Origin of the sequence: Bacillus cereus (assembly GCF_025917685.1) — a bacterium.
Lineage (GTDB): Bacteria > Bacillota > Bacilli > Bacillales > Bacillaceae_G > Bacillus_A > Bacillus_A cereus_AT.
The window spans coordinates 1,992,349-2,004,209 of the sequence record NZ_CP089518.1 but is presented as its reverse complement, the minus strand read 5'-3'; the positions used below and the strand labels follow the sequence as shown (position 1 = coordinate 2,004,209).

Genomic DNA, 11,861 nt, shown 5'->3' with positions numbered 1-11,861 from the left:
TTATATTCATTCTCTCCAGCCTAATCACGTCCTAACATGATTAGGCTGAAAAGAATCAACCACCACTTACTGGCGGAATCATCGCTACAATATCGCCAGTTTGAATGATGTCATCCTCATTTGCATACTCTTCATTTATGGCGAACGTAATCTCGTTTGAAATTGCTACGTTATATTCCTTAACCAGAACTTCCTTTAGTTCAGCAACCGTAATATTTTCACAATCTATGTGCAAGGCCGGTTTGCTTACTTCTTCTTGCAAATGTGCAAATAATAATACTTCAATCATATTCTCATCTTCTTTCCAGGCTCGCCATTTACATATGCTATTTTCTCTAACTGATCACCTATCCATGACTCACCATCTTCCCAAAACTCTTTCTTCCAAATCGGAACAATTTGTTTTATACGCTCCATAATATATTCATTCGCCTCATAGGCCGCTTTCCGATGTGGTGTAGAAACAGCGACAACAACCGCAAGATCAGAAATTTGCAATGTACCAATGCGATGTGTAATTGCCACATATGTCCCAGGCCATTTCTCTCCTACTTCAGTACCAATTTTCTCAAGTTGTTTTTCCGCCATTGTTTTATAAGCTACATACTCTAAATAAAGCGTACGACGTCCTTTCGTAAATTCCCTAACAGTACCAATAAAAGTAGTAACCGCACCACACTCATGCCGAATTACTTTGCTAGTAACACTTTCAATTGAAATAGGTGTATCAATTACTTCATAATACGTATGTGTCATCTTGCACCTCTTATCTTTGTATAAATTAGCAATCTATTTTTCTATTACTTGTATGATCGAAGCGGTTCTTCCCATGGCCACTCACTTCCCATGTTCGATTCCAATAATAATACCGAAACAATTATCCCTGCTTCAAATCCTCTCGTTCCTCCCGGCAGGACGATAAATGCATTCGTCTCTGCAAGTGAAGAAATTGCACTAGATTTATCTAAACCGACTGGTGTAACTTTCAATTGGCCATCTACAAATTCCACTCTCCCTCTTACAAAACGAGTAAATGGATTCGCTTTTGGAAAGTCTTTCTGTAAAATTGCTTCTGCACGATATAAGTGGGGATTTTTCTTATGCAAGTATGTTTCAATGACTGGTCGAACATATAATTCACAACCGACATAACAAGCAGAAGGATTACCAGATAGACCAAATAATAGTTTTCCTTCTAGCTCAGCTACAGTTGTCACACTTCCTGGTCGCATCGCTATTTTGTTGAAAAGTACATTTGCTTGTAATTTCTCATAAATAGCCGGTAAATAATCATAGTCTCCTACTGAAACGCCACCAGTTGTAATTAATATATCAACTTCTTTTATCGCTTTTTTCACAGTGTTATAACACGTCTCAAAATCGTCAGCGAATTGCCCATAATACTGTACAACTCCGCCCGCTCGTTCAATTTGAGCAGCTACCATATAGGAGTTACTATTTCGAATCTTCCCTGGCTTTAATTGTTCATGTACTTCGAGCAGTTCACTTCCTGTCGTTACAATTCCAATGACTGGCTGTTTTACAACATGTACGGAACTATAACCAAACGTAGCAAGAAGTGCTGCTACCCCTGCGTTAATAACAGTCCCTTTTTTCACAAGGATAGCATTTTGCTTTACATCTTCTCCTTTAAAAGAAATGTTATCACCAGAAGCGAAAGAGCGTTTTAATTTCATATAAGTCTTTTCTTTTTCTTCAAATCCTTCCGTTAGCTCTAACATAACAACAGCATTACACCCTGCTGGAATTGCGGCTCCTGTCATAATACGGACAGCTTGAAATGCTTTCACTTCTTCTGTAAAAACAAAACCTGCTCCGATTTCACCAATTACTTCAAACTGAATAGGGTTACTGCTACTGGCTTCTTTCGTATCTTCTGCTCGAATCGCAAACCCGTCGTACGGAGAGCGATCAAAATGCGGGACATCATGATCTGCAATAACATCTTCTCCAAGCGTTCTACCGTAGCTTTCTATAAGAGAAACCTTTTCTATTTCACCCTGGTAAGCATATTCCATTACTCGTGCAACTGCTTCTGCCACTGGAATTGGATTACGTTTTAATAACATTCTTTTTTCACCTCGTTTTTGGAAAGTGAAACTCACTTTCTATTCAGCCTATATATTTTGCGTATAATCGTTTTGCTATTTTCACATCATTTGTTCCATGAATAAATGCCCTACCGTCTGTAAATAAAACGAAACGATATTCATCAATTAGAAATGATAGTAAGTAAGACGTTTTTTGGACATTTACACTTTTTTGTAATCGTTTTTGAACTTCCTCTAAATGAAGAACACGTTTTATCCCTGGACGGATTTGAACCGTATTCCGTCCACATAGCACTTCCGTTTTCATCTGTGCTTCAAATGTTAAACTTGGATACGTGCGTGTATTTCCACAAGATGGACATGTATTTTTCTTCTGTCTATTTACTTTTAATGAGAGATATTGATTGTTCCAAATATCAAATGATAACATTGTCCCTCTTAGCGCCTCGAAATCATCCACCAATATTTTCATCGCCTCTGTTACTTGATGAGCAACGACCATTTGTACAGCTGGCTGAATGATTCCTGCTGTATCGCATGTTGCTCCGCCCATAGGATGATCCATTAAGCAGCGAAAACATGGTGTTTCTCTAGGAAGAATTGTATACGTTACACCGTAACTTCCAATGCATCCACCGTATATCCAAGGTATATTTTCTTTTTGTGAAATGTCATTTATAAGTAGGCGCGTATCAAAATTGTCAGTCGCATCTAATATGAGATCCACTTCTTTTGTTAACTCTTTTATTTCTTGCAGTGTGACATCCGTTACAACTGGTACAATTTCCACTTCAGAATTAATCTTTCTTAAATGTTCTGCGGCTGCAATTGCTTTCGGTTTGCACTGCTGTGCATCTTCTTCTGTATATAACTGTTGCCGTTGTAAATTACTCCATTCGACGTAGTCACGATCAGCAATTGTCAATTTCCCAATTCCCATTCTAACAAGAGCTTCTGCATTTGCAGCTCCTAGTGCACCCGCACCGATTAGGAGCACATGCTTTTCTCTTATTTTTCTTTGTCCCATTTCACCAATTCCAGAAAACAACACTTGTCTTGAATAACGCTCTTGCATAAGAAATCCTCCTTTCACTATCCACCAATGTAAGACATTTCAACTTTTGGACGTTTACTTGTACTTTCAACCGTTCTTTCATCTGAATATCGATCTGTTCTATATCGCCATGTATGTTGTAAAATTTTTAATAATGAGGCGTCAGAAATATTTTCTCGAAGAAGCGTTCGCAAATCCGTTCCTTTCGCTCCAAATAGGCACGTAAAAAACTTACCGTCTGCCGAAATACGGGCTCTCGTACAAGAAGAACAAAATGACTCAGAAACAGAAGTAATAAATCCAACTTCTGCATTACTCCCTACATATCGATACAATTTCGCAACTTCTCCAAAGTAACGAGGCTTAACAGGCTCAATTGGATACACACGATTAATTTTCTCAATTAATTCTTCCTTCGTAATAACTTGTTCAAAGTTCCAGCCGTTTGTACTGCCCACATCCATAAACTCTATAAAGCGGAGCTGAATTTCTTGTTCTTTAAAGTAACGAGCCATATGAAGAATTTGACTATCATTCATTCCTTTTTTTACGACCATATTTACCTTTACTTCTAACCCTACGTTCTTTGCTTCTTCAATTCCTTTTAATACAGGCTTTGTGCTTACGTTTCGTCCATTAATTTTTTTGAAGACACAATCCTCTATCGCATCTAAACTAATATTTACACGTTTTAATCCCGCTTCTTTTAACGCCCTTGCTTGTTTTGCTAAATGAATACCGTTTGTTGTGAGTCCAATATCTTTTAAGCCTTCTAGCTTTGCAAGTCTTGCAATTAACTTCGGTAAATCTTTACGCAACAAAGGTTCACCGCCAGTAAGCCTAATTTTTTCCACTCCCATACTTATAAATAATCTCGCCAATCTTTCTATTTCATCGAACGTTAATAAAAACTCTTCCTGTAAAAAAGCGTAATCTGGTCCGAACACTTCAGCTGGCATACAGTATGTGCACCTAAAATTACAACGGTCAATAACTGAAATACGTAAATCTTGAAGTGGCCGTTCTAAAGAATCTTTCATGTTCTCGTGCATCTATATCCCTTCTTTTCTGCTGTAATCCTTAGTAAGCTTTCAATTTTTTTATTTGCCTTCATTATAAAAAAGAAGCTACATATTCAATGTGACTTTTCTCACATTACTTTCCCCATTCAAAAATTCTTCACAAATCCGTTCGAATTTTGTTCACATCTTTAATCTCATCCACTTTGTCTATTGAATTTTTCAAACTAAAAACTGAAAATCTCTTCCCCTTACGGTCATTGAAATTTCAATTTATTTTTAAAATAGCTCTTGCATTTTCATCATACTTACATTCAAAATAGGAAATGTATTGCTTAAAATAAGAAAGGTGATCGCTGTGGCAAACAGTATGACATTATCTCAAGATTTAAAGGAGTTACTTGCATCTGTTGAATATAAAATGCAGATTAAAAAAGGAAGTTTTATTTTTCAAGAAGGTATGGAAGCAACAGAACTCTATATCATCCACTCAGGAAAAGTACAAATTAGTAAACTAAGTGCTGATGGGCAAGAATTAACACTTCGTATTTGTTCGGCATACGACATTATTGGTGAATTAACATTGTTCACGGACAATGCAAAGTATTTATTAAATTCAAAATGCCTTGAAGATGTTGAAGTAGGAGTTATAAAACGTGAAACCTTAGAAAAAGCATTACTCCAAAAGCCCGCTCTTGTATTTGAATTTATGAAATGGATTAGTGAACATTTAAGAAGAATGCAAACGAAATTCCGAGATTTAGTATTACACGGCAAAAAAGGTGCCCTATATTCTACTCTCATTCGAATGACAAATAGTTATGGTGTGTTAAAGGAAAATGGTATTCTCATCGATTTACCATTAACAAATCAAGAACTTGCTAATTTCTGTGCAACTTCACGCGAAAGTGTAAATCGAATGTTAAATGAATTAAAAAAGCAAGGAACAATTTCTATCCATAAAGGCAAGATTACAATTCACGATTTACAGTTTTTAAAATGTGAAATTGCTTGTGAAGATTGCTCTGCTTCTGTTTGTAGCATTGATTAGCATCTAATTTAGATGCTAATCTTTTTTTCTTGCATACAGCTATTTCCTAAAAAAAGACGAGGCCTTCCATTAGACCTCGTTTCATGTTTGCTGTTAACTCTTATCCGTTTACAGCGGTATTATTTTTTCAATTCATTAGGAATACGTCTTCTGTAAATTACATAACTACGGCTTAAGTATTTAATTGGAGCACTAAATACATGTACAAGTCTAGTAAATGGCCACACTGCGAATAGCCCCAGCCCTGCAATAATATGAATTTTAAACCATACAGGTACTTCCGTCATATATTCAATCTTTGGTTGGAAAATAAAGAGACTTCGGAACCATGGACCGATTGTTGTACGATAATCAAACCCTTTTGAGTCGATATTTAAAAAGGTTGAAGAAAGTCCTGCTAGCATTACGATAAGTAATAAAATAAGCGCAATATAATCTCCCTTTGTACTCGTTGCAATGATACGTTTTACTGTTACACGGCGGTACGTTAATATAATTAAACCGATGATAGAAGCAACACCTGCCGGAAGCCCGAAACTAATTGCTACTACATGATACATATGCTCAGAAATACCTATTGAACGGTATACAGACTCTGGAATTAAAATCCCCATAACATGACCACCAATGACGAACATGATCCCAAAGTGGAATAACAGACTTCCGATTCGGAGCATTTTCTTCTCTAATAGTTCACTAGATTTCGATGTCCATCCAAATTGATCATAGTTGTATCTGAAAATATGTCCACCGATAAAGATTGCAAAAATGATATAGGGAAGCAATACCCATAGAAATTGATCCATCATTTTGACAACTCTCCTTTCTAATTTGTCTGTACACCCCATGCATCGATAGCGAGGAGAACAGCTGCAAGAATTGGTTCATACATACTATTTGCGTCTTTTAATTGAACGTGCAATGCTTGTATATTTTCCTTGTATTTACTCATAATTGGTTCACTATCTTGCTCATTTGCATTTGCAAAAAACTCAAGTAATAGCGGTAAATAATCAGGTAGTTCTTTATCTGTTACTTCAAAACCAGATTTTTTATAATGCTGTTTTAGCTCTAATAATTCAATCCCTCTTTCTCTTTGTTCACCGGTGTTCATATAAGTAAGATACATATTTGTCTTTTTACCAAAATCGAATGTATATACGTAACAATCAATTAATTGATCATTCGTTTTATCTAGTGCTTGTTTTATAAATGCTGTAAGTGCTACTTTAACGTCTTCCTGTTCAATCGCTTCAATCTCTTCTTGTAATTCAGTTAAAGCTTCTCCCCACCCAAGTTCCGGATAGGAGAGAAGAAAAGAAGAACAAGAAAAAGCAGTTTGTAAACTTTGTTTCATAATTTTCTGCCCCCTTTATTTAAGAAATTGTCGTGCAAGAGCCTGGGCCACCTGTGAAGGAAAGGCCACAGCTTCCTTGTTCGCTATATAAATCTGCAACTTGTTCGCGGTGAGACGTTGGAATGACGAAGCGATCTTTATATTTCGCAATAGCAAGAAGACGATACATATCTTCTACATCCTGTCTCGTTAATCCAAGCTCTTTTAATACAGCTTCATTTGGTTCTTTATTAATTTGCAATGCTCTCATATGCGTTCGCATAACAGCCATTTTTTTCAATGTAAGACGAATATGTGATTCATCTCCTGCAGTGAGTAAATTCGCTAAATATTGAATCGGAATACGCATATTATCAATAGCAGGGAAAATCTCTTCTGCTTGCCAGTTACTTCCTTTCCCTTCCACCATATTCATAATTGGGCTAAGTGGCGGGATATACCAAACCATTGGCATTGTACGGTACTCTGGATGAAGAGGAAGAGCAATTTTCCAATCGATAATCATTTTATAGATTGGTGACTCTTGTGCTGCTTTAATCCATTCTTCAGGAATGCCTTGTTTTTTCGCTTCAGCTGCTACTTCTGGATCATTTGGATCTAGGAAAACAGTAAGCTGAGATTCATATAAATCTTTTTCATCTTCAACAGAAGCTGCTTCTTTCACTTTGTCAGCGTCATATAGCATTACCCCAATATATCGAATACGTCCTACACATGTTTCCGAACAAATCGTTGGCATACCAGCTTCAATACGTGGGAAACACATTGTACATTTTTCTGCTTTATTCGTTTGCCAGTTAAAATACACTTTTTTATATGGACAAGAAGATACGCAGAACCTCCAAGCACGACATGCATTTTGATCCACAAGAACAATCCCATCTTCTTCACGTTTATACATCGCACCAGATGGACAAGAAGATACGCAAGATGGATTCATACAATGTTCGCATATGCGTGGTAAATACATCATAAAGACATTTTCAAAATCTGTTTTAATTTCTTCTTCCATTTTCTTTACGTTCGGATCTTGCAATCCTGTTATATGTCCACCAGCTAAATCATCTTCCCAGTTTGGACCCCATTCAATTTTGTCGATAAATTCGCCTGTAATTGCCGATTTCGGACGAGCAACTGGTTGATGCTTACGTTGCGGGCTATTTGTTAATGTTTCATAATCATAGTTCCAAGGTTCAAAGTAATCATCGATTGTTGGCTGATCTGGATTGTGGAAAATATTCATAAGGCGTTTCATTTTCGAACCGGATTTCAGCTGAATTTCACCATTTTTCAATTCCCAGCCGCCTTTATATTTCTCTTGATCTTCCCATTGTTTCGGATAACCAATTCCAGGTTTCGTTTCTACGTTATTGAAGTACATATATTCAGCACCTGGACGATTTGTCCAGGTGTTTTTGCATGTTACGCTACAAGTATGGCAGCCGATGCATTTATCTAGGTTCATTACCATTCCGACTTGTGCTTTAATCTTCAAGCCAATCTACCTCCTTCAGTTTACGGATTACAACATTTAAGTCACGCTGGTTCCCAGTCGGACCATAATAGTTAAATCCATAGCTTAATTGGCCATATCCACCAATCATATGTGTTGGTTTAACATGAATACGGGTTGGACTATTATGCGTTCCCCCGCGGGTGCTTGTTAATTTCGTACCAGGCACGTTAATGTGGCGATCTTGTGCATGGTGCATAAACGCCATTCCTCTCGGTATACGGTGTGTTACGACAGCACGCGCTACAACAACACCGTTACGGTTAAAGCACTCAATCCAATCATTATCTGCAACACCAGCTTCAGCAGCGTCCTCTTTATTCATCCAAACAGTTGGACCACCTCTAAACAGCGTTAACATCGGTAATGAATCGAAATACATACTGTGAATCGACCACTTATTATGCGGTGTTAAATAGTTTAGTGTAATTTCTTTTCCTTCTACTTCAGGTCTAGATTTACGGAAAGGTTTATGTTGCAGAATTGGTTTAAATGTTGCCATCGTTTCACCAAATTCTTTCATCATGTCATGGTCTAAGTAGAAAGATTGTCGACCAGTTATCGTTCTCCAAGGGATAAGACGTTCCACATTTGTTGTAAACGGTGAGTAACGTCGTCCACCTTTTTCAGAACCTGTAAAGGCCGGAGAAGTAATTACTGTTTTAGGCTGTGCTGTAATTTGTTCGAATGTGAAGCATTCTTCTTCACGTTCTTCTGCTAAATCACGTAATTTTAGATCTGTTTGTTTTTCAAGTGCTTCCCATGCCTTTACAGCCATATGACCATTTGTTGTAGAAGAAAGTGTTAATACCGCCTCAGCAGCATTGATTGCTTCTTTTATGTCTGGGCAACCTCTCGCAATAGAATCCGTTCGAACAACTCCTAATCGGCTCTTTAATTGCTCATACTCTTTTTCTGCAGACCAAGAAATCCCTTTCGTACCAATCGGTTGTTTTCCGGCATTTGGTCCTAGCGCAGTCATTTTGTCATAAATCGTTTTATAATCCCTTTCAACAACATGAATTTGCGGCATCGTTTTACCTGGGATCGGTTCACACTCACCTTTGCTCCAGTCTTTAATCTTGCCAAGTGGTTGCGCTAATTCTTGCGGTGTATCGTGAAGAAGTGGCGTTGCAACAACTTCTTTCATTGGTTCAAGATCAATTTTCTTCGCTAAATCTGACACAGCTTTAGAAAGTGAAGTGAAAATATCCCAGTCAGAGCGTGCTTCCCATGGTGAACCGATTGCTGGATTAAATGGATGCACAAATGGATGCATATCCGTACTGCTTAAATCGTGCTTTTCATACCAAGTTGAAGCAGGTAAGACGATATCAGAATAGAGCGCTGTTCCAGCCATACGGAAATCTAAATTAATGAGTAGATCAAGCTTCCCTTCTGGTGCTTCTTCATGCCACTTAATTTCTTCTGGTCGTAATGAATCACTATCGTCATTCATTAATCCATTTGTTGTGCCTAATAAATGTTTTAAGAAATATTCGTGGCCTTTACCAGAACTTGAAATTAAGTTGGCACGCCATACGAATAAGTTGCGCGGGAAGTTGTTTTTATTATCTGGATCTTCAATCGCAAATTTTAGTTCTTTTTCTTTTAGTTTTTGTGCAACGTATTTTCCGATTTCTTCTTGCGTTGTTGCACCAGCAGCAACAGCTTCTTTATATAATTCAATTCCATTCTTCTCGAATGTTGGATAGGAAGGTAACCAACCAAGTCGTGCTGCCAATACATTGTAATCACCATGATGTTGATAACGAGAGTTGCCCTCAATTGGTGATGCTAAATGTCCAACCGGTGTATCTTCATAACGCCATTGATCTGTTACGAAATAGAAGAAAGATGTACCGTTTTGTAATTTCGGTGGCCCTTGCCAATCTTTTGCCATCGCGATTGTTTGCCATCCTTCTGCTGGTCGTAATTTTTCTTGCCCAACATAATGCGCCCAACCGCCGCCGTTTACACCTTGTGCCCCGACGAGAAGAACAAGATTTAAAACTGCGCGATAAATCGTATCAGAATTAAACCAGTGATTAATACCGGCCCCTACAATAATCATCGAGCGCCCATCCGTATCAACTGCGTTTTGTGCAAACTCACGAGCGATTTGAATAATAAGCTCTCGTTTCACTCCTGTCATTTTCTCTTGCCATGCAGGTGTAAACGGTACGTCATCATTGAAATCTTTCGGTTCTTGTCCACCGAGTCCTCGGTTCACACCGTAATTTGCTAACGTTAAGTCGTATACAGTTGTAACGAACACTTCGCCTTCTTCTGTCATAATTTTTTTCACTGGAATTGTACGTTCCAATACTTTATTTCCCTCATCTGAGAAGTACGGAATTTGTACCGTTCCAACAGTGTCTTCCATTCCAAGTAAAGAAAGACGTGGATCAATCTTTTCACCTGTTTGTTCATCTTCTAAACGTAAATTCCATTTCTTTTCATTATCCCAACGTGACCCCATTGTGCCGTGAGGTGTTGCAAAATCTTTCGTGTTCTCGTTCCAAAGAACAGGCTTCCATTCTCCTAACTTTGTTTCACGTCCAATATCAGTAGCATTTAAGAAACGATCAGCGACGAATTGATCTCCTTTTTGTTTCAATGTAACGAAGAAAGGAAAATCAGTATATTGCTTCGCATACTTTGTGAAGTATTCCACTTGATTATCTACGTAAAATTCTTGTAAGATCACGTGCCCCATTGCCATCGCAAGTGCACCGTCTGTACCTTGTTTCACACTAATCCAATCATCCGCAAACTTTGTAGATTCAGCGAAATCAGGACTTACAGAAACGACTTTCGTTCCTTTATATCGAACCTCAGCTAAAAAGTGTGCATCTGGTGTTCTCGTCATCGGTACATTTGAACCCCATGTCATAATGTAACCAGAGTTGTACCAGTCACTACTTTCTGGTACATCAGTTTGATCACCCCAAATTTGCGGAGAAGCTGGTGGTAAATCTGCATACCAATCATAGAAACTAAGCATTGGTCCACCCATAAGTTGCATAAAACGGCTACCAGCAGCATGACTTAACATCGACATAGCTGGAATTGGCGAAAAACCAACATTTCGGTCTGGACCATATTTAATTACTGTGTAAAGTAAAGAAGCAGAAACGAGTTGTAACACTTCATCCCAATTCGCACGAATGAATCCCCCTTTACCACGCGCCTGCTTATACGTACGTGCTTTTTCAGGGTTTTCCACAATGCTTTTCCAAGCATCTAATGGTGACTCATTATTTTGTAATTCCTCTTGCCACATACTCCAAAGAACACCACGTACGTATGGATATTTCACACGAAGCGGGCTATAAATGTACCAAGAAAAACTTGCTCCACGCGGACATCCTCGTGGTTCAAAATCAGGCATATCAGGACCTGTCGTTGGATAGTTAAGCTCTTGCCCTTCCCACGTTACAATTCCATCTTTCACATAAATGTTCCAGCTACAAGAACCAGTACAGTTCACACCGTGTGTAGAGCGGATTACTTTATCATGTTGCCAACGCTTTCTGTACACCTTCTCCCATTCGCGATCTTCATATGTTTCTTGTGTATGATTATCGTTATAACGATCTATTGGTGAAAAATATTTTAAACGTCTCATTAGTGCTGAAGGTTTCTTCTTCATACTGTTCACTCCCTTAATACGTCTCTCTTACATACCCTTACTATAAGAGAGGTTGTAAAATACAGATGTGACATTTCGCACAGTTCAAGAGATTGTCAAAAATTCATAAAAAATAAGCTCGAAAGAAAATCTTCGTATAC

10 protein-coding genes are annotated in these 11,861 nt (G+C 38.0%); 1 reads left to right on the top strand and 9 read right to left on the bottom strand.

Going from position 1 to position 11,861, the window contains the following annotated elements:
* Positions 1-55: 55 nt before the first annotated feature.
* From moaD to moaA, 5 genes are read right to left on the bottom strand one after another with little or no spacing between them, the layout of a single operon-like run.
* On the bottom strand, positions 56-289 hold the full coding sequence (gene moaD / locus LUS72_RS10425) for a molybdopterin converting factor subunit 1 (protein WP_097829640.1): 234 nt from the start codon (positions 287-289) through the stop codon (positions 56-58).
* Positions 286-756 carry a molybdenum cofactor biosynthesis protein MoaE gene (locus LUS72_RS10420; protein ID WP_097829641.1) on the bottom strand — a complete coding sequence of 157 codons (471 nt, stop codon included), beginning with the start codon at positions 754-756 and terminating at the stop codon, positions 286-288. Before LUS72_RS10420 ends, moaD begins: the two co-directional genes overlap by 4 nt.
* 44 nt (positions 757-800) lie before the next feature.
* Complete coding sequence (gene glp / locus LUS72_RS10415) at positions 801-2,090, bottom strand: molybdopterin molybdotransferase MoeA (protein WP_097829642.1); 1,290 nt, start codon at positions 2,088-2,090, stop codon at positions 801-803.
* 43 nt (positions 2,091-2,133) lie between these two features.
* Entirely contained in the window at positions 2,134-3,147 is a 1,014-nt protein-coding gene (locus LUS72_RS10410; protein WP_097829643.1) for a molybdopterin-synthase adenylyltransferase MoeB, read from the bottom strand.
* Positions 3,148-3,164: 17 nt separating this feature from the next.
* On the bottom strand, positions 3,165-4,178 hold the full coding sequence (moaA, locus tag LUS72_RS10405) for a GTP 3',8-cyclase MoaA (protein ID WP_097829644.1): 1,014 nt from the start codon (positions 4,176-4,178) through the stop codon (positions 3,165-3,167).
* Between the two features lie 325 nt (positions 4,179-4,503).
* Here moaA and LUS72_RS10400 point away from each other — a divergent pair, with 325 nt between their 5' ends.
* Positions 4,504-5,196: a Crp/Fnr family transcriptional regulator gene (locus LUS72_RS10400; RefSeq protein ID WP_000013863.1), complete on the top strand. Its 693-nt coding sequence runs from the start codon at positions 4,504-4,506 to the stop codon at positions 5,194-5,196.
* Positions 5,197-5,315: 119 nt separating this feature from the next.
* Here the strand turns inward: LUS72_RS10400 and narI are convergent, their stop codons facing one another.
* From narI to LUS72_RS10380, 4 genes are read right to left on the bottom strand one after another with little or no spacing between them, the layout of a single operon-like run.
* Entirely contained in the window at positions 5,316-6,005 is a 690-nt protein-coding gene (narI, locus tag LUS72_RS10395) for a respiratory nitrate reductase subunit gamma (protein ID WP_097829645.1), read from the bottom strand.
* A gap of 17 nt (positions 6,006-6,022) precedes the next feature.
* Positions 6,023-6,553, bottom strand: coding sequence for a nitrate reductase molybdenum cofactor assembly chaperone (gene narJ / locus LUS72_RS10390; RefSeq protein ID WP_097829646.1), 531 nt, complete (start codon positions 6,551-6,553; stop codon positions 6,023-6,025).
* A 19-nt stretch (positions 6,554-6,572) separates the two neighbouring features.
* The gene (gene narH, locus LUS72_RS10385) at positions 6,573-8,048 is read right to left on the bottom strand and encodes a nitrate reductase subunit beta (RefSeq protein ID WP_097829647.1); all 1,476 of its coding nucleotides are present in this window, start codon (positions 8,046-8,048) and stop codon (positions 6,573-6,575) included.
* Complete coding sequence (locus LUS72_RS10380) at positions 8,038-11,721, bottom strand: nitrate reductase subunit alpha (protein ID WP_097829648.1); 3,684 nt, start codon at positions 11,719-11,721, stop codon at positions 8,038-8,040. Before LUS72_RS10380 ends, narH begins: the two co-directional genes overlap by 11 nt.
* Positions 11,722-11,861: the final 140 nt, after the last annotated feature.

Coding starts and splice junctions, on each gene's coding strand:
- moaD (WP_097829640.1), bottom strand. CDS start 289: ATGATTGAAGTATTATTATTTGCACATTTGCAAGAAGAAGTAAGCAAA.
- LUS72_RS10420 (WP_097829641.1), bottom strand. CDS start 756: ATGACACATACGTATTATGAAGTAATTGATACACCTATTTCAATTGAA.
- glp (WP_097829642.1), bottom strand. CDS start 2,090: ATGTTATTAAAACGTAATCCAATTCCAGTGGCAGAAGCAGTTGCACGA.
- LUS72_RS10410 (WP_097829643.1), bottom strand. CDS start 3,147: ATGCAAGAGCGTTATTCAAGACAAGTGTTGTTTTCTGGAATTGGTGAA.
- moaA (WP_097829644.1), bottom strand. CDS start 4,178: ATGCACGAGAACATGAAAGATTCTTTAGAACGGCCACTTCAAGATTTA.
- narI (WP_097829645.1), bottom strand. CDS start 6,005: ATGATGGATCAATTTCTATGGGTATTGCTTCCCTATATCATTTTTGCA.
- narJ (WP_097829646.1), bottom strand. CDS start 6,553: ATGAAACAAAGTTTACAAACTGCTTTTTCTTGTTCTTCTTTTCTTCTC.
- LUS72_RS10380 (WP_097829648.1), bottom strand. CDS start 11,721: ATGAAGAAGAAACCTTCAGCACTAATGAGACGTTTAAAATATTTTTCA.